Annotated in this window: 11 protein-coding genes and 6 pseudogenes; 6 read left to right on the top strand and 11 right to left on the bottom strand. The window is 63.7% G+C overall.

All coding sequences use genetic code 11. The features are described from left to right. Window positions 1-228: 228 nt before the first annotated feature. Window positions 229-409 (bottom strand): annotated as a pseudogene (locus tag XAXN_RS23575) (IS5/IS1182 family transposase); the annotation flags it as partial. A gap of 1,020 nt (window positions 410-1,429) precedes the next feature. Here XAXN_RS23575 and XAXN_RS22895 point away from each other — a divergent pair. Continuing rightward, window positions 1,430-1,840, top strand: coding sequence for a YopT-type cysteine protease domain-containing protein (locus tag XAXN_RS22895; RefSeq protein ID WP_241148176.1), 411 nt, complete (start codon window positions 1,430-1,432; stop codon window positions 1,838-1,840). A 32-nt stretch (window positions 1,841-1,872) separates the two neighbouring features. Here the strand turns inward: XAXN_RS22895 and pobA are convergent, their stop codons facing one another. Continuing rightward, window positions 1,873-3,057, bottom strand: a complete 1,185-nt coding sequence (gene pobA, locus XAXN_RS01820) for a 4-hydroxybenzoate 3-monooxygenase (protein WP_054318275.1) — start codon at window positions 3,055-3,057, stop codon at window positions 1,873-1,875. A gap of 95 nt (window positions 3,058-3,152) precedes the next feature. Between pobA and XAXN_RS01815 the strand changes: the two genes are divergently transcribed. Next, entirely contained in the window at window positions 3,153-4,037 is an 885-nt protein-coding gene (locus XAXN_RS01815) for a helix-turn-helix domain-containing protein (RefSeq protein WP_054318274.1), read from the top strand. 541 nt (window positions 4,038-4,578) lie between these two features. On the opposite strand, the gene XAXN_RS01810 is transcribed toward XAXN_RS01815, so the two are convergent. The 6 genes and pseudogenes from XAXN_RS01810 to XAXN_RS01785 all read right to left on the bottom strand — a co-directional run bounded on the left by XAXN_RS01810 (window position 4,579) and on the right by XAXN_RS01785 (window position 11,408). Continuing rightward, window positions 4,579-6,060, bottom strand: a complete 1,482-nt coding sequence (locus XAXN_RS01810; protein ID WP_054318273.1) for a benzaldehyde dehydrogenase — start codon at window positions 6,058-6,060, stop codon at window positions 4,579-4,581. Between the two features lie 31 nt (window positions 6,061-6,091). Next, a complete protein-coding gene (locus tag XAXN_RS01805; RefSeq protein WP_054318272.1) occupies window positions 6,092-6,859 on the bottom strand; it encodes a coniferyl-alcohol dehydrogenase in 768 nt (255 codons plus the stop codon). A 33-nt stretch (window positions 6,860-6,892) separates the two neighbouring features. Beyond that, window positions 6,893-7,885 (bottom strand): annotated as a pseudogene (locus XAXN_RS01800) (SphA family protein). 2 nt (window positions 7,886-7,887) lie between these two features. After that, window positions 7,888-8,178 (bottom strand): annotated as a pseudogene (locus XAXN_RS01795) (MarR family winged helix-turn-helix transcriptional regulator); the annotation flags it as partial. Between the two features lie 511 nt (window positions 8,179-8,689). Continuing rightward, entirely contained in the window at window positions 8,690-9,949 is a 1,260-nt protein-coding gene (locus XAXN_RS01790; protein ID WP_054318277.1) for an HD-GYP domain-containing protein, read from the bottom strand. A gap of 148 nt (window positions 9,950-10,097) precedes the next feature. Beyond that, complete coding sequence (locus XAXN_RS01785) at window positions 10,098-11,408, bottom strand: MFS transporter (RefSeq protein WP_054318271.1); 1,311 nt, start codon at window positions 11,406-11,408, stop codon at window positions 10,098-10,100. Between the two features lie 451 nt (window positions 11,409-11,859). Between XAXN_RS01785 and XAXN_RS01775 the strand changes: the two genes are divergently transcribed. Continuing rightward, a complete protein-coding gene (locus tag XAXN_RS01775; protein WP_054318270.1) occupies window positions 11,860-12,405 on the top strand; it encodes a gamma carbonic anhydrase family protein in 546 nt (181 codons plus the stop codon). A 57-nt stretch (window positions 12,406-12,462) separates the two neighbouring features. Here XAXN_RS01775 and XAXN_RS01770 read toward each other — a convergent pair whose 3' ends face one another. Both XAXN_RS01770 and XAXN_RS01760 read right to left on the bottom strand, forming a co-directional pair. Continuing rightward, the gene (locus XAXN_RS01770; protein ID WP_241148177.1) at window positions 12,463-12,717 is read right to left on the bottom strand and encodes a YkgJ family cysteine cluster protein; all 255 of its coding nucleotides are present in this window, start codon (window positions 12,715-12,717) and stop codon (window positions 12,463-12,465) included. Between the two features lie 60 nt (window positions 12,718-12,777). Further along, a pseudogene (locus tag XAXN_RS01760) lies at window positions 12,778-14,143 on the bottom strand (glycoside hydrolase family 5 protein). Window positions 14,144-14,523: 380 nt separating this feature from the next. On the opposite strand from XAXN_RS01760, the gene ilvD reads away from it, so the two are divergent. Beyond that, window positions 14,524-16,362: a dihydroxy-acid dehydratase gene (ilvD, locus tag XAXN_RS01755; protein ID WP_054318267.1), complete on the top strand. Its 1,839-nt coding sequence runs from the start codon at window positions 14,524-14,526 to the stop codon at window positions 16,360-16,362. Between the two features lie 116 nt (window positions 16,363-16,478). On the opposite strand, the pseudogene XAXN_RS01750 reads toward ilvD, so the two are convergent. Further along, window positions 16,479-17,498: pseudogene (locus XAXN_RS01750) on the bottom strand (integron integrase). Between the two features lie 177 nt (window positions 17,499-17,675). On the opposite strand from XAXN_RS01750, the pseudogene XAXN_RS23385 reads away from it, so the two are divergent. Together XAXN_RS23385 and XAXN_RS01745 are read left to right on the top strand one after the other, a co-directional pair. Further along, window positions 17,676-17,951, top strand: a pseudogene (locus tag XAXN_RS23385) (methyltransferase family protein); the annotation flags it as partial. A gap of 67 nt (window positions 17,952-18,018) precedes the next feature. Beyond that, window positions 18,019-18,161: transposase (locus XAXN_RS01745; protein ID WP_134984817.1), on the top strand; the 143-nt coding region annotated here is incomplete at its 3' end.

The following is an 18,161-nucleotide window of genomic DNA, read 5'->3' as shown; positions in this document are numbered from 1 at the left end:
AAATCGGGGGGACGTCGCCGTCTGCGGCTTGGGCCGGATGGTGCGGTCGAGCAGGCGATGACTGCGGTGGAGGCGACGCATGTGCGGCTGAGCGCATGATTCAAGCTGCTTTTTAGCGAGTTTTGTTTTGCGTATGTATCGCCTTGTGGAACCGAGGCGCCATCGAACCGGCATGTGCATGCCGCGCTTTGATCCGCTGACAGAACCCCTAGAATCTTGTTTGGCCGTCCGCAACATTGCGGGCATGATGCGTCGCAAAGAGATTGGTCGCCCTGACGCCGGATAAGTGCGGTTCGATTAGACAGAGCAATGATCCAGGGAATGATCTGCTCCATCTTGGGCAGGAAGATCGCGCGCGGGTCTGCTTGCGCTTGCCCATGCCCTCGGTGTCGCATAGCGTCAGTTGCATGGACGACTTTTCAACGTAAGCGGGCGGCGTTGTGCATCTGAGGCGTTGTTCAGACGTTCCCTGCGGGCCCTGGATCGGGGCTGGTCAGCTGCGGGAGCGTTCCTATTTTTCGTCATCGCTTCGGGGAAATTGCGGCAATCATAACGGGAACCCTTCAATACTCGGCTGGCTTTCTCTTGAACTCAGGAGTGACCCATGGATATGACGCGGCTTGCACGTCCAATTGCAACACCGCCCACTGTTCACTCGGAAACCCAAGCTCCGGCCACGCCAGACCAGCAGTCCGAGCCACGTTCGTATGGAAATGCCACATCGTGTGGCCTGCTGGCAGGGCTGTCGCGACGTCCGCTGCGCGCCCGCGTCAGCACATCTTCGCTGCCTGATACGCGTGCTGGCATGGATCAACCTTCGCGCGATGCGCAAACCGCTAAGCCGGCGAAGGCCGCCGCGACTTCGGCTGACCACGCCGATGTAATCGCTCACTTGAAAGCAACATTTGGCAGTTCTGCCCGCAGGGCTCCTTCCGATACAAATGTTTTCGAAGCGAGTCTTAGGCGCGGATTTGTGCAAGACACAAAGACTCTCGAGACCGTGTTCGAAGGCGACAAGACGGGCACGAGCGGCGTGTGCGCTGGATTATCCGCTTTATGGATGAATTTACATTGTGCCGTGCCGTACCCGATGGCAGCGTCGAGGCGAGAATGCGCGCGCTAGGCTCGTTCGAGGGCTTGCACCATGCCCTCGCCTACCCAAAATGTTATTCACTGAGCCGCAAGGACCTCTTGAGCCGCACCTCTTTCATCAGCAAACCATTTGGGCCCCAAAGTGAATGCTGACGCCGATGAAATTTTTGGCATTACCAGGGACAGGCGGCTGACCAAAAGTACCACGTCCGCTGCGAAAATGGCCGACGCAATGGCGGGCATCGATGGCTACGCCAGCCTCTTGTACAGTCACTATGATGAGCGCGCGAAGCCGATCGGGCATGAAATGTGCATGCACCGAAACCCCTAAGACGGCATGATCACATTCTTCGATCCTAACTCTGGGGAGTTTAGATTCAGGTCCGAGGAAGCTGCTCAGTTCCTGCGAGCGTTGCGAAAGAGGCACGAAACGAGCAGCAAAGTGTACTTCAACTGGCAATTGACAAAAGTTCGACCGAACAGCGTCGGCAAGCATACGTGTCAATTGACCTTTTGGTCGGTTACGTGCAGGCGGATCATGCCAGCTCGTCACGTCCGCAGGAAAACTCCGGATCAGTCGAGGATCAACGGGAACCTCAGTAATCTCGCCCGAGGGCTTGTCACGTCGATGCGGCTACCTCGATTCCAAAGTGGGCCGCGATTAGCGTCAACAGGCTCTTACACGACGACGCCTGATCCATCTCAGCAAAGACCACCTCGCGCCGCATCCGGTTGGGCTTGCCGTTAAGCGCCTGGTGTTACGTAATCACCGACGCCCCCTCAATCGGACAGCGCGGCCAACGGAAGACCTGCATAATTTTCCGCCAGTGTCGCGCGGCCCGCCTCGCTACCGAGCAGATAGTCCAGCTCCGCTCCGTGCAGCCGCGCAGTGAATGCGTCTTCGTCGTCGAAGCGATGCAACAGCGTGGTCATCCACCAGGAAAAGCGCTCGGCCTTCCACACCCGCTGCAAGGCCAGCGCCGAATACTGCTGCAACACGCCAGCATCGCCGGATGCCTTCCAACGCTCGAACAGCTGCGCCAACAAGCCGACATCGCCAAGTGCCAGATTCAGCCCCTTGGCACCGGTGGGCGGCACGATATGCGCAGCATCGCCGGCCAGGAACAGCCGACCATACTGCATCGGCTCGGCAACGAAACTGCGCAGCGGTGCGATGCTCTTCTCGATCGATGCGCCGGTGACCAGTTGCGCCGCCAACGCAGGCGGAAGCCGTGCACGCAACTCGTCCCAGAATGCCTGGTCGCTCCAGGCCTCCACCTGCGCGCTAGCCGGCACTTGGATGTAATAGCGCGTACGGGTGGGCGAGCGCATCGAACATAGTGCAAACCCGCGCCGGTGGCGTGCATAGATCAGTTCTTCGTGCACGGGTTGCGTATCGGCCAGCACCCCGAGCCAACCGAACGGATACACACGCTCGAACAGGCGCAACCGCTCGGCCGGGATGCTGGCACGGCTGACGCCGTGATAGCCATCGCAGCCGACGATGTAGTCGCAGTCGAGGCGTTTGCGCTGGCCATCCTGCGTGAACTCCACGGCGGGTATCGTGCCTTCCACACCGCACAGGGTCACGTCCTGCGCGTTGTAATGGGTCGCCGCCCCGCTGCGCTCTCGCGCCTGCATCAGATCGGCAGTGACCTCGGTCTGCCCATAAACGGTGACACCGCGTCCGCAGCCGCGCAGCAGATCGATGCGCTCGCGCTGACCGTCGAGGGACAGTTCGAAGCCGTGATGCAGCAGGCCTTCGCGCTGCAAGCGCTCGCCGACGCCGGCGCGCTGCAGCAGTTCCACGCTACCCTGCTCCAATACACCGGCGCGGATGCGCGCCAGCACATGCTGTGGCGTTTGTCGCTCGATGATGACGCAGTCGATGCTGGCCAGCCGCAGCAGTTCGCCAAGCAACAAGCCCGATGGGCCGGCGCCGATGATCGCAACCTGCGTTCGCATGCACTGCTCCTGGCCTGATGGCGATGCAGGCAGTGTCGGTAGCCAAACCCGCGTATTGAAGGGATGATTGCGTGCAGTCCTTGGACTTTTCGACGATGGCCACATCCGTGCCCGACAGTGCCGCAGTCCCTGCTTTCGGTCTGTACGGCGAACAACACACCGCCGCTGCGGAATTGCTGCATTGGGAATCGATTGACGCACGCAGCCGGCTGCACGACTGGCAGATCGTCCCGCATCGACACGAGGATTTGGCGCAACTGGTCTATGTGCAACACGGGCCGGCCACGCTGCAGCTGGATGGTCGCACGCAGCGCCTGCGCGACGCCAGCGTGGTGTGGCTTCCGCCGCTTTGCGTGCATGGCTTTGCCTTCGACCCGGCCGTGCGTGGGCACGTCATCACCATGTGCATGCCGCTGGTCAAAACCGCGCTGAACGCTGCGCCATTACTGCAACAGGTCATGACCACGCCAGCAGTTGTGCAAGCGCAGCATGCGCGCAAGTGGCTGGATGTGTTGTTTGGCAGCATTGCGCAGGATCACGCGCGCCGGTCACTCGGCTATGACGTCGCAGCGCAGGCCGCGGCGGCGCAGCTGGTCATCTGGATGGCGCGTACGGCACTGGAACGCGCCCAGCATGCCGCAGCAATCAGCCCGCAGGCGGACCCGGCATTGCACCATCTCCGCGCTTATCAAGGCTTGATCGACCAGCACTACCGCGCCCATTGGCCGATTTCGCGCTATGCCGATCAGCTCGGGTTGACGCCCGGTCACCTTAACGCGTTGTGCCAGCGCCTGGCTGGCGCCTCTGCACTGCAGTTGCTGCAGCGCAGGATCATGCTGGAAGCACGCCGCAGCCTGCGTTACACCAGCCTGAGCGTGCAACAGATTGCCGCCAGCCTTGGATTTTTCGACGCCGCCTATTTCAGTCGCTACTTCGCACGGCACGCCGGTTGCTCGCCGACGCGCTTTCGAGCCGGTTAGCAGAAGCGACCAACAGAACGACCCCACTGAATCGCTGTGCGCGTGGTAGGGAGAATCATCTGCAGACTTGCTGCAGGCCCTTGCCCGCCCACTATCACAGGACACGCTGCAAGTACGTCCATGCAAGCTCCGTGGCGGCGTCCATGCACCAATGGTTCTGCGACAGTGAACGGGCAAAGACCAGTCGAGTTGTTCAGTCTGTCAGTGCAATCGACAGGCGATGCTCGCTAGCAATGCAGCGGCGCCTGCGTATCACGAGCAACCCCCATCAAACTGCCGACAAACGTTCTGGTGCGGTGGCCTCGCAGATTGCGGGACCGATGGCGGCATGGATGCCGCCATCGAGCCTCCATGGATGGATTCACAGCGTGTCCCGCGAGCGGTGAGGGCACCGCGCGCTCGACTCACCAGGCTTCCGCCTGCATCTAGAAAAACGATGCCAGGCCTACACAAATGACGAAGGCCAATAGGCTCAGCACATACCGTCATCCTGCAGCGATGGAGAGGCAGAACCAGCCACTCCATCACCCAGCCATTGCGATCAGAACGGGTACTGCGGCACGTCGTTCTTGATGGTCAGCCATTGCCAATGCGTGTACTGCTCCCAATCGGCCGGGCCGCCGACACTGGTACCGTTGCCCGATGCACCGATGCCGCCGAATGGATTGACAACCTCGTCGGCCACCGTCTGGTCGTTGATATGCAGCAGACCGGTGTGCAACGTCTCGCCCAACGCCAGCGCGCGCGAGACCGATGCCGACAGAATGCCTGCCGCCAGCCCGTACTCGCCCTGGTTGGCCAGCTCTGCAGCCTCTTCGTCTGTGTCGAACACGGTGATGTTGATCACCGGCCCGAACACTTCTTCGTCGAACGCGCGCATGCCCGGGCGCACGTTGGACAACACGGTTGGCGCGTAGAACAGGCCTTCATGGGTGGCCCCAGCTTCCACGACCGCGCCGGCTGCCACGCTATCGCTGACAATGTCGACGACGTGCTGCAGCTGGCGTTGGTCGATGATCGGGCCCAACGCCACGGTACCGCTGACCGGGTCGCCCACCGGCAAATGGCGCGCTTTTTCGGCCAACCGCTGGGTCAGTGCCTGCGCCACGCAGCGTTGCACCAGCACACGCCCGGTCGCCATGCAGATCTGGCCCTGGTGCATGTAGGCACCGAATGCGACAGCCGAAGCAGCCTTGTCCAGATCCGCGTCGTCGAGCACGATCACTGCGTTGTTGCCACCCAGTTCCAGCGACACTTTCTTCAGATGGCGTCCGGCAATTTCGCCGATGCGGCGGCCGGCAGCCGTGGAACCGGTGAACGCAATCATCGGGACATCCGGCGATTCCACCAGCGCCTGGCCAATCGGCGCATCGCCATGCAACACGTGCAGCAAGCCTTTCGGCAGGCCGGCGTCTTCCAGCACCTGCGCGATGATCACGCCACCGGTGTAGGGCGTGCGCGGGTCGGGTTTGAGAATCACCGCATTGCCCATCGCCAGCGCCGGCGCCACCGAGCGCAGCGACAGAGTCAACGGAAAATTGAACGGCGAAATCACCCCGATCACGCCCAGCGGCAGGTGGCGTGCAAGACTGAGTTGACCGGCTGATGTCGGCAACATCTGGCCACTGGCCTGCAGCGGCATGGCAGCGGCCTGCTGGTAGAACACCACCGATTCGTCCACCTCGCGCTGGGCCTTGGGCAGGATGCTGCCGGTTTCGCGCGCAATCAGCAAGGTGGCTTCGGCACTGCGTGCCTGCATCGCCTGCGCAGCACGATGAAAGACGGCGGCGCGTTCGCGCGGTGGTGTTGCGGCCCATGCACGCTGCGCCTGCTTGGCCTGTGCGATGGCAGCGGCGACATCGGCCAGGTCGGCCTTGCCGACTTCATGCAACAGGGCGCCAGTTGCCGGCTCATGGATGGGCAAGCTGCCACCGTGACCGGGCACCCAGTCGCCATTGAAGATGCAGCCATGCCACGCGGGCGTGTCGATCGCAGCGGCCGCTGTGCTGGAAAGAGCATTCATGGTCTAGCCTCCTGCTAAAAACGTGTGGGAATTACAGCGTGGTGGAAGCCAGCCCGCCATCGATCGGCAGGGTGATGCCGTTGATCCAGCGGGCTGCGTCGGATGCGAGAAACACGATGCCCTCGGCCACTTCATCGGCATACGCCGGGCGGGTCATGCGCTTGGCATCTGCCTTGACGCGTTCCTCGCTGAGCATGGCAGCAAAATCGCCCAGGATGGGGGTGAACACCGGGCCCGGAGAGACGTTGTTCACGCGCACCCCGTGGTCGGCGAACCAGGGCCGCGATTGCAGCAAGGTCCACACGATCAACGCCTCTTTGAAGTATTGGTAGCAGGTGTCGTGCGCCACCGGGTGCGCCGCCAGCCACGCGCTGCCGCTTTCGAAGCTGTCGGTTGCCGCCAGCTGCTTGTGCAGCTCCAGACGCTGCGGCCATTCGGCGCCCAGGATCGAGGCCACATTGATGATGGAACCGCCCGACACGATGCGCGGCAGCAGCCCCTGGGTCAGATGGCGCAGGCCCAGATAGTTCACCCGCGCCACCACATCCAGCGGCGCGGTACCCGGCACCCCGGCGATATTGGCCAGCGCATCGATGTTGGCCGGCAACGCCTTCACCAAGGCATCGATGGATGCCGGGTCGCCGAGATCGGCCTGATGAAAGCCGTGCAGGGTCATCTGCACGGGCGTGCGATCGACCCCGATCACCTTGGCGCCATGAAACCGTGCCAACCGTGCGACCTCCGCGCCAATGCCCGACGCCACGCCAGTCACCACGATCGTCTTGTTGTGCAAGTTCATTGCCATCCTCCGAAGGAGCCAGCCGTGGCGGCGCTAGAACACATGGACATACTCGAAATTGACGTTGTTGCCGGACGCGGCATTCCTGACCTCCACCGGTAGATAGACATTGGCGAACAGGATGTTTTTTGCATCAAAGCGCCACACGCCACCCGACCCTGCATAGAACGCGCGTTGACGACTGTCCGGCACGCGCTGGTCGTTGGTGCGGTTGTCGCGGAACTGGGTCAGGTAATACGCGTTGATGCCCAACCGCAGCTTCGGTGCCACTTCCCAGGAGGTGGCGAAATTGATCCATCCCGCATCGCCTGCCTGACCATTGCGGAAGTCGAAGCCTGGCGGCAGGTTCGGACGGCGCTCGCTGCGAAAGTTGTAGATGTAGTTGATGCGTGCACTGACTTCCCAACTGGGCGTGGGAAGTACCGTGAATGCGTAGCTTGGAATGAGCGACCACTAACCGGAGCTTTGATTGAGATCGCGATTGCCGTCGTACTTGCCAATCGGCGCCACGGCGTCGAATTCGAATCGCTGCGAGAACACCGCTCGCCCGTTGCGTATCACCGGTGGCATTTGCAGATACGGTCCGAACGTCACATCCCCCACGCCGGCACCATTGTCGCGCAGCGTGGCATTGCTGTTGCGGCCGAAAGACGCATCCAGATTGACCAGCGGCACCAGCGCAGTGATGCCCAGCGACCCGCCGAACAATCGATAGGGCGTGACGTAAGCGAACTGGGTCAGCAGCACGGTGGAATCGATTCGCGGGTTGTCGAACACCGGGATATCGTTGCCACGGGCGTCCTTGATGGCATCCAGTGCGTTGTGCCGCAGGTAGGTGACGACCGCCAGGCCTGGCGTGGTGCTGGTGAGGCCGTCCAGAAAACTGGTGCCCCCGGTATTGATGCCATTGGTCAGCGCCACGCTCTGCGGCGCACTTTGCGCAGGCGCCGCGCCCGCTGCCAGGCCTGCCGCCAGGCCGAGCACCGCACGCAGCCGCCAGCCTGCTGCCACACCCGCGCCACGGATCACCGATGCAGGCGACGCTTGACCAGCCTGGCCACCACGATCGCCAGGTTCGGCGGCGACACGTGCAGCACGTCGCCGATCTGGCGCTGGTTGATGCCCGGGTTGCCATCCACCAGCATCAGCAGCGAGAAGTCGACCGGCTTGAGGTCGAACGCGGCCACGCACTCCTGGAACATCCGCCGCACCATCAACTCGGTGCGGGTGATGCGATACCCCAGCAACTGCAGCAGCCGCGCCTGATCCACCGTGGTGACGGCATCGGGCAAGGGCGCAGCAACGGCGGTAACGGGCATGGCGGTTCTCGCGACAAAGGCAGCGGGCGGACGGTACGCGCAGTGTGCCGCATCCGCAACGCGGATCCACGGCGTGGACCGCATTGTAGACGCCACCGGACCTGTCGATGTGGACAGGCACGCCGCAGGTGCACGCGCCGTGGATGTGTCGGCCCCACCGCCCTGCCACGCACGCAGCTTGCAGCGGCGACGCAGCGCTGCGGCTGACGGGGAGCGGCGGTGATCCGGGCAAGGCTGAGACATGGTTCCGGCCGGCAAGTGATTGCGTTCCGAAATAGTTATTGATCATAACTACATCGCCAAGCTGCAGCGCAGCATGGTCGCGTTCGCTAGCGGGAGGCATTCGCGGCCTTGGTGGTCGCTGGCGCAGGCAAGGCCGCGAGCACGTCGCACGGGCGCGTGGCGCATCTGTCAGGGTGGTGTCTCGGTGATCGGTGATCGGTGATCGGCGCCCATCCCGCACTGCGCGCATGGCCGCTGGGGCTACCGGCTCAATGCCTGTGCCGCCCGCTCAGGGCAGCCAGAGCTTTTCCAGATCACGGAAGCCCCATTCGGCAGGACTTTCCATCTGCGCGATGCGGTCATGGCAGTCCAGACGCGACAGGTCGATGTCCTGCACCAACACGTGGCTGCGCAGCTTGGCCGAATAGAACACGCGCACCTTGGGCTTGAGCAGCGCATCGGGCGTCTGTTCGATCACCACCGCAAGTTTTTGCGACTCCAGCCGCACCAGCGAGCCGACCGGATAAATGCCCAGCCGGCGCACGAAGGCCTGGAATATGACCGAGTCGAAATGGCCATTCCAGGAGGCCATCTGCTTGAGCGATTCGGCCGGGTCCCAACCGCGTTTGTAGGGGCGGTCCGAGCTGATGGCGTCGTAGACATCGCAGACCGCCCCCATCCGCGACATCAACGAAATATTCTCGCCCACCAATTGATTCGGGTAGCCGCTGCCATCCATCTTTTCGTGGTGATGCAGCGCGATTTCCAGCACCACCGCGTTCTGCACGCCGCCGGCCACCAGCAGCCGATGGCCGTCCAGCGGATGCTGGCGCATGATCTCCATTTCTTCGTTGGTGAGCCGGCCGGGCTTGTTGAGAATCTCCAACGGTGTCACCGCCTTGCCCATGTCGTGCAGCAGGCCGCCCATCGCCGCTTCCACCACCTGCGATTCGGGCAGGCCGAGCTGGCGCGCCAGGCCGTTCATCAGCCCGGCCACGGCCATCGAATGCAGATAGGTGTAGTCGTCGGCGGTCTTGAGCCGCGCTACGCTGATCAAGGCCTGCGGATGCCGCAGCACCGAGTCGTTGATGGCTTCCACCAGCGGCATGGCCGCTTCTGTGTCGACGGTGCGCCCCAGCCGCACATCGCGGAACATCGCCTCGACCATGTCGCGGCCGTCTTCGAAGATGCGGCGCGCGCGTACCACCTCGGCTTCGATGCCGACCTGCGCGGTCACGCTGTCGGTGCGCACGCTACTCGGCGCGGCAGCAGGCTCCGGCGGTTCGGGCGCAGCGGGCGCGGGGGCAGCTGCCGGGCTCGGCGGCACGCCCCATTCGGCCGACGCGCCAGAGGTTGTGGGCGCTTCGACATCCAGCCCGCGCGCGGTATCGATCACCAACTGCTCGATACAGCTGTCATGGATCTTCTCCACATCGTCGGAATCGACCAGAAACGATGTCTTCCAGAACGGATGGTGCACCCACGCGCCCAGCAGCTTGCACACGTACATGCCGGGGCGGAGTTGATCTGAGTCGATGGTTCTGAGCATGCCGGCGCTGGTTTGCACAATGTCCAGGGAAGCCCGCCACGACTTGGCGGTCTGCGGTGTTATCGGCATATGGCACGATTTCTTTGGCCCGCGACCGGGTCTACGCAGCGCCCGGATGTGATGCCGGACGCGGCTGTGCCTGGGTTGCTCAGCGGTTCGGCAGCCGCATCCCCAGCACGGCGACGACGGCAAACAGCAACGGCACGCTGGAGGCCAGATACAACATGGCCGGCGACCATCCGGCGTCCAGCAATACCCCGGCGCAGAACGGCGACAAGATCGCCCCGAAGCGCCCCACCCCGATCGCCCAGCCCAGCGCAGTCGAGCGCACCGCAGCGTTGAAGACGATCGGAACGATGGCGTACATGCCGCCCACCGCAGCGAACATCGCGGCCCCGGTGAGCAAGGCGAAAGCGAGCGCCCAGCTCAACTGCGCACTGCACAGGCCGGAAGCCAGCATCGCCAGGCCCATCAGCAACAGGAATCCGATCGTCAGACGCGACAGCCGCATGCATGATGCCAACCCACTGAACAGCAAGCCGCCGCCGATGCCTCCAAGATTCAACAGCACCCCACCCGTGACGCCCTCCGTGGCCGACGCGCCAGCGGTCACCAGCAGCTTCGGCGTCCAGCTGATCACGAAGTAGAACGCAAACATCAGCGAGAAAAAGCCAAGGGCGATCAGCACCGTGTACCGCCGCATGGAAACGCCAAACAGGGCCCGATAGCCTTGTGCCTGCGTGGCTGACTGCAGCTGTGGCGGCGGCAATGCATCGTGCGACGGCATTCCCATCCGCGCCAGCACGGCATTGAAGCGCGCCAGGGCATCCGGTGGCCGGCGGATGATCAGGAACTCCAGCGACTCTGGCAGGAATGCAAGCACCAACGGCACACACAACAACGATGCCACCGCCCCAAGTACGAACACCGCCGGCCAGGACCACTGCTGCATCAACAGTTCGGCAATCATGCCACCCAGCGTGGCACCGACCGGGTAGCCGGTCACTTGCAGCACGATGGCAGTGTTGCGCCGACGGGGGCTGGAAAACTCCCCTGCCGTGACCGCAACGCAGGCCAACATACCGCCGATCCCCAGACCGGTCAGGAGCCGCAGCGCCCCCAGCTGCCATGCAGTGCTGGCCAGTGCGGACATGCCCATGCCCACGGTCAGGATCGCCAGGCATGCCAGCGTCAGCGCGCGACGGCCGATGCGGTCGGCCAGTGGCGCCAACCCCAGTGCACCAAGCGCCATGCCGATCAGGCCCGCGCTGAACAGCATGCCCAGCAGCTTGCCGGATAACTGCCAGTCCGCCGATACGTGCGGTGCGGTGAACGCCATCGCCATCACGTCGAAGCCGTCGAGCATCGTCAGCAACACGCACACTGCGACGGCCTTCCATTGAAATGGTGTCATGCGCTCCAGCACGAAATGCCCAAACGGTGCAGTGTGCTGAGGCATTGTATGTCCTGTGGTGAAGAGAGGGTTGGCCCGAAGGCGCTGCAGTCGCCGTTGAACCCGGCTGCGCGGCGTAGCAGCGATGCGTGCAATCGCCGATGCGCAGCGCGTTGCGACCGCCTGTACACGCTAGCCCATTTCTCGCCCGGTTCAAGACCGATCACCGCAGCGCTGTGCGCTTATCGGAAATGCGCCAACGCGCTTGGCCAGCGCTGCGATGTCTTCGCACCCATCGCATGGCTTGCCGTTCGCGGCTTCGGAAGCTCTGACGACGCGACACAATCCATTGGACGTCGACCCACCCGGCCACGTCTGCCAACGACCTGGCACGTATTGCATCTGCGTGTTCGTTATCTCAGCGCACTGCCCTTTCGCTGCCGCAGCGGCAACCGCAGCGCAGGTATCATCCGCGGCGTGTCCGCAGTGGGCGGCACGCTGACTTGACGGAGATGGCGTGACCCCGATTCGCTCCTTTCTGGACCACACCCCGCGGCTGGGTGCCCGCGTTTACGTCGATCCTGCCTGCACCATCATCGGCAAGGTGAGTCTGGGCGATGACGTTTCGGTCTGGCCGGGCACGGTGATTCGCGGCGACGTCAATCATGTACAGATCGGCGCGCGCAGCAACGTGCAGGACGGCACCATCATCCACGTCAGCCACCACAGCCCGTTCAACAAGGCCGGCTACCCCACCGTGATCGGCGAGGACGTCACCGTCGGCCACGGCACCATCCTGCATGCCTGCACCATCGAAGACCTGTGCCTGATCGGCATGGGCGCGTGCGTGCTCGATGGTGCAACGGTCAAACGTTATGGCTTTGTCGGTGCCGGTGCGGTGGTCGGCCCGGGCAAGGTGGTCGGCGAAGCCGAGCTGTGGCTGGGCAATCCTGCACGTTTGGCGCGCACGCTCAGCGACAAGGAAATCGAAAGCCTGCATTACTCCGCGCAACATTACGTGCGGCTCAAGGATCAGTATCTGGGCACCTCACCCGCCGGCTGAGCCGCAACGCAGGCAGCGCGTCTGGCGCGTGCGTGACGGTACGGGGCGTGCGCGCGGCTACGGCTGCGTGGCGTGCTCCAGTGCCGTCAACGTGGCCAGCGCCTGGGCGCGCGATGCACCGCACATGTCCGCGGACGGACGCAGGCTGGTGCAGACCGCTGGCCGCGTCGGCAAGCCGAACAGGCGGCAGCGGCCCTGCCCGTCCAGTTGCACACATGGCACCCCCGCGGGCTTGCCATGCGGCATGCCGGGAATGGCCGAACTGATGGATGGGGCGATACAGCAGGCCGCGCAGCCAGCGCGGCAAGGGATGTCCATGTGCATGGCGAAGTGTAAACCGCCGCCACCTCCCGGCAGCGGCGGCAATGCCGGCTATCGGGGCGGAATGTAGCTGGACAGGCGCACGTCGAAGAACGCCTGCACGGCAGCCAGGTTGGACTTGGCCTGGATGTCCGCACCCACGTCGCGGCTCATGCCCAGCACGTCGTCGTCCGGCCACCCGGGGCCGAAGCACCATTGCGTACTGGTAATGTTGAAGGCCTGCAGATGCGCCAGCATGCGCGTGGTGGCGATCTGCGCGCTGCGGTTGCCGGCCGGATAGCCGTGCTCGCCCAGGTAACCGCGCTTGCCGCCCTGCTGCACTGCAGCGCTTCGATAAACGGGCTGACCATGTCGATGCCGGTATCCGGCTGGATCACCTCGTTGCGCCCGCCGAGCCCGATCCAGTTGCCGCCCCCGCTACCGTTGCTGTCGAGATAGTTGTGCGCCTCGAACACGATGCGGTCGTACGGGTCCGGAATATCGAACAGGCCCATCGAATCCTCCTGCCAGCGCCGGGCACTGGCATAGCCATTGCCGCACACGAATACGAAGTGGTCGCGGTCGCGATCGACGACCATCTTGCAGCACGCGGTGGCGGTCTTCTGCCAGTGCGCCGCCATCGACAACGCACTGCCATCGGCATTGAGTTCCTTGCCCTGGTAAGGCTCGTTCATGACGCCCCAGCCGAATACCGCTGGGTGCTGCTTGAACCGGTTGACGATACGCGCCCACAGATCCGGCAAGCCCGCGTCGTTGTAGAGCGTGCACCCCGGCGTGCCGATCACGCGGTATTCGTAGAGCTTGAGCAGTTGGTCGCGACTGTCCAGATAGCCCACGTCATGGAAGTTGCGCAACGGGTAGGTGTCGGCCCACGGCTCGGCCGCCGCCAGATCACCCACGCGGTTGCCACGCGCATCGACGACTGCACCGCTGGCGTCGCGCCGATACCCGCTCTTGGCCGCCACCCGCTGCGGCAGCCGCATGTAATCGTGCAACTCCACGATGGCGCGCTTGCCGCGCGCAGTGATGTTGTCCAGCGCGTCCTGCACCTGCTTGCAGTAGCTTTCGCTCAACGGCGCGCCCTGCCACGCGTGAAGCGCGGGGCGGTGGTCGGCAGACGGAAGAGCGGGCAGCTGCCTGCCGCGGCCACATGCTGGGCAGTGATGGCGCGGTAATGCGTGCCGATCTCGGCGTTTTCCACATAGCTGTTGGAGGCCAGGCCGGACAGGTTGAGGCCAGCGAACGGCAGGCTGGCGTTTTGCGCAGCCGCGCGGCCTGCCCAGCCGGTGGCGGCCACGACTGCGGCGCCGGCCGCGCCTTGCAGGACACGACGGCGGCTGATGCCGCCGGCTAGCGATGGCGTGGTGGAGTCAGGCGATGCCGCTGGTGCACGGCGTGGAGATGGATGGTCGGACATCGGGGCGCCTTCTGCGGTGCCGTTGGAAAGATCCTCGCCGGCGCAGCTCCCCTCGGCCGCAGTGGTCCTTCTCGATAGTGGCCGCGCCCCAGCGCCCGGATCTGCGCGCCGGTTCGCACTCCTGCCACTGCATGCCCGTGCGCATACGTTTACATCGCATTACATGACAGGCCAACGTAGCTGCGCACGTGCAGGCCCGCAAGACGATGGCGCCTGATCTGCAACTGCACGGCATTACGGCGGCGCCAGCCGTTGCACTGCAGGTGCACGCCGGCGTGCGTGCTAACGTGCGGACCTGCGCGTGCGGTGACGGTTGCAGCAACAGTTGCGACGCGCTCTAATTGCCAGCCACCGCTCGCCACTCAGCCGTCGAATTCGCCATGCACGAGTACCGCTCCAAAACTTCCACCCACGGCCGCAACATGGCCGGCGCCCGCGCCCTGTGGCGTGCCACCGGCATGAAGGATGGCGACTTCCACAAGCCCATCATCGCCATCGCCAACTCGTTCACACAGTTCGTGCCCGGGCATGTGCACCTGAAGGATCTTGGTCAGCTGGTTGCGCGCGAGATCGAACGCGTCGGCGGCGTGGCCAAGGAGTTCGACACCATCGCCGTGGACGACGGCATCGCCATGGGTCATGACGGCATGCTGTATTCGTTGCCCAGTCGCGAGATCATTGCCGACTCGGTCGAATACATGGTCAATGCGCATTGCGCCGACGCGCTGGTGTGCATTTCCAATTGCGACAAGATTACCCCCGGTATGTTGATGGCCGCATTGCGGCTCAATATCCCCACCGTGTTCGTCTCCGGCGGCCCGATGGAAGCGGGCAAGACCAAGCTGGCCGAGCACAAGCTCGACCTGATCGATGCGATGGTGATCGCCGCCGACGACAGCGCCTCCGACGAAAAGGTGGCCGAATTCGAGCGCAGCGCCTGCCCCACCTGCGGCTCGTGCTCGGGCATGTTCACCGCCAACTCGATGAACTGCCTGACCGAAGCGCTGGGCCTGTCGCTGCCCGGCAACGGCACGGTTGTCGCCACGCACGCCGATCGCCAACAGCTGTTTCTGCGCGCCGGACGCGTGGCGGTGGAACTGTGTCACCGCTGGTACGGGGCCGAGGACCCCACCGCCCTGCCACGCGGCATCGCCACCTTCGAAGCCTTCGAAAATGCGATGACGCTGGACATCGCCATGGGTGGCTCGACCAACACCATCCTGCATCTGCTCGCCGCCGCGCAGGAAGCCGAGGTTGCCTTCGGCATGCAGGATATCGACCGCCTGTCCAAGCGCGTGCCGCAGCTGTGCAAGGTCGCGCCGAATACGCCCAAGTACCACATCGAAGACGTACATCGCGCCGGCGGCATCATGGCCATCCTCGGCGAGCTCGCGCGCGGCGGCCTGCTGCATACGAATGCGGCCACCGTGCACGCACGCACGCTGGCCGAGGCCATCGCGCAATGGGATGTCACCCAGACCGACGATGAAAAGGTGCATACCTTCTACAAGGCTGGCCCGGCCGGCATTCCCACGCAGATCGCCTTCAGCCAGGCCACGCGCTGGGACAGCCTGGATACCGACCGTAGCGACGGCTGCATCCGCGAGGTGGCGCATGCGTTCTCGCAGGAAGGCGGCCTGGCCGTGCTGTACGGCAATATCGCCCGCGACGGCTGCGTGGTGAAAACCGCCGGCGTGGACGAATCCATCCACGTATTCGAAGGCAATGCACGTGTGTTCGAGAGCCATGATGCGGCGATCAAGGGCATCCTGGCCGATGAGGTGGTTGCAGGGGATGTGGTGGTCATCCGCTACGAAGGCCCCAAGGGCGGCCCCGGCATGCAGGAAATGCTCTACCCCACCAGCTATCTCAAATCCAAGGGCCTGGGCAAGCAATGCGCCCTGCTCACCGACGGCCGCTTCTCCGGCGGCACATCGGGCCTGTCGATCGGCCACGCCTCACCGGAAGCTGCCGCAGGCGGCGCGATCGGCCTGGTGCGCGACGGCGACAGGATCCTGATCGACATTCCCCAGCGTTCGATCAACCTGCTGATCTCCGACGAGGAACTTGCGCTGCGTCGCGTAGAACAGGACGCCAAGGGCTGGAAGCCGGTGGAACTGCGCCCACGCAAGGTCACTACTGCACTGAAGGCGTATGCGTTGCTGGCGACCAGTGCGGACAAGGGGGCGGTGCGGGATAAGGCGTTGCTGGATGGTTGAACCGTTGCTGCGACTGCATCGAGATTGGACCCTTTGCCGGCATGCGTAAATGCACCAGCAACGGGGCCGATACGTGTCACCCAAGGCTGCAGGCAGCTACCGCCGGCATGGCCGCATCACTCGTCGCTGACCGCCAGGCCGAGCGCATCCAGCGGACCGCGCACCGCAGATGCACCGCGGCCTATACATCCGTATAGATCTGCGTGGTGGCCACGCCCTTGTGACCTCATGGCTCTTGCACCGTGCGGATGTCGTGGCCGGCCTCCAGCAAATGCGTCGCGAACGAATGGCGCAACGTGTGCCAGGTGGCCGGCTTGGCGATGCCGGCACTGCGACGTGCCGCCTGCACCGCACGCTGCAGGACTTCTTCGGACACGTGATGCGGACCCACCCGGCCACTGCGCGGATCCCGCGACCGGCGCGCTGAGGGAAACAGGTATTGCCAGCCCGGTTCGGCGTCGGCATTGTGGAGACTTGCGTGCCAACGCCTGCGGCAGGAAGACCCGTCCGACACCGGCGGCCGGATCGGCGGCATGTACCGCCAGTGCACGTTCGCGCTGACGGAGGAGCGCGTCTCGAAGGCTGAGCGGTAGCGGAACCCGCCGGTCCTTACCGCCCTTGCCGTCACGCACCACGATCTCGGCGCGCGCGGCACCCACATCCTTGACACGCAGGCGCAGGCATTCCAGCAAACGCATACCGCTGCCATAGAGCAGACTGGCCATCAACCAACATGGCGCCTCCAGCACGGCCAACAAGCGTGCAACCTCCTCGCGCGAAAGCACCACCGGAATGCGCCTTGGGCGCTTGGCGCGCACCAGGTTTTCCATCCACGGCAGCTCGATGCGCAGCACCTCGCGATAGAGAAACAACAGCGCCGCCAAAGCCTGGTTTTGCGCCCCCGCGGACACCTGCCCATCGGTGGCGAGCCGTGTCAGGAAAGCGTCGACCTCCGCCTGACCCATCTGCGCCGGATGGCGCTTGCCGCTGGCCAGGATGAAGCGCCGTATCCAGCTCAGATACGCCTGCTCTGTGCGGAGGCTGTAGTGCCGAACCCGCAGCCGATCACGCACCTGATCCAAGAGCTTCGGCCCCAATCGCGCCGTCACGCCTGCATCTCTTCCGGTGTAATCCATACGCCTGCTCAAAAATCGGATAACACCATCAGCATCGACGTCAGGCGTAGCGCCGGCTATCAGGTAAGCGGTTGATATTGGATAGGAAGAGCCTATTCCCACGCATCCGGCAATTGCGGATACTAGGTGCAACACCGCGTTTAGGCGGTCCAATAGAAATTAGGGCTCACAAGCAACATGCTCTCGGCTTTGGAAACCAGGGTTCCCCCACCAATCCTGCTGCTGTCGCTCGCTGTAATCGTTTGGGCGCTCCCCGGATGGGCTTGTTCTTTTGTATGCATTGCGATTGGCGTATCGCTTGTCGTACTCGGCCTTTCACTCAATATGTGGCCCAAAACTCTATTCCGGCATGCCGGTACAACCGTTAATCCTCTGCATCCAGAGCGATCTTCTGCTTTGGTCACGTCGGGGCTGTATCGTTATTCGCGCAACCCGATGTATCTGGGTTATGCCGACGTCCCCCCGATTTTGAGTAGCACGCCAGTTTGGAGTCCAATTCCCTACCTGAAGGAGATTGGACGTGAAGAAGCGTTTTACCGAGGAACAAATCATTGGCTTTTTGCGCGAGGCCGAAAGCGGCGTGGCGATCAAAGATCTGTGCCGGCGACATGGCTTCAGCGAAGCCTCGTATTACCTATGGCGCAGCAAGTTCGGTGGGATGAG

Source organism: Xanthomonas axonopodis, from assembly GCF_001304695.1.
In the GTDB taxonomy this organism is placed as follows: domain Bacteria; phylum Pseudomonadota; class Gammaproteobacteria; order Xanthomonadales; family Xanthomonadaceae; genus Xanthomonas; species Xanthomonas axonopodis.
The sequence above is the reverse complement of the archived record's forward strand: the minus strand, read 5'-3'. Positions and strand labels throughout refer to the sequence as shown.

Excerpts from the sequence above, each read along its gene's own strand:
- XAXN_RS01790 (WP_054318277.1), bottom strand. The coding sequence starts at position 9,949 with ATGCTCAGAACCATCGACTCAGATCAACTCCGCCCCGGCATGTACGTG.
- XAXN_RS22895 (WP_241148176.1), top strand. The coding sequence starts at position 1,430 with ATGATCACATTCTTCGATCCTAACTCTGGGGAGTTTAGATTCAGGTCC.
- XAXN_RS01785 (WP_054318271.1), bottom strand. The coding sequence starts at position 11,408 with ATGCCTCAGCACACTGCACCGTTTGGGCATTTCGTGCTGGAGCGCATG.
- XAXN_RS01810 (WP_054318273.1), bottom strand. The coding sequence starts at position 6,060 with ATGAATGCTCTTTCCAGCACAGCGGCCGCTGCGATCGACACGCCCGCG.
- pobA (WP_054318275.1), bottom strand. The coding sequence starts at position 3,057 with ATGCGAACGCAGGTTGCGATCATCGGCGCCGGCCCATCGGGCTTGTTG.
- XAXN_RS01805 (WP_054318272.1), bottom strand. The coding sequence starts at position 6,859 with ATGAACTTGCACAACAAGACGATCGTGGTGACTGGCGTGGCGTCGGGC.
- ilvD (WP_054318267.1), top strand. The coding sequence starts at position 14,524 with ATGCACGAGTACCGCTCCAAAACTTCCACCCACGGCCGCAACATGGCC.
- XAXN_RS01815 (WP_054318274.1), top strand. The coding sequence starts at position 3,153 with ATGGCCACATCCGTGCCCGACAGTGCCGCAGTCCCTGCTTTCGGTCTG.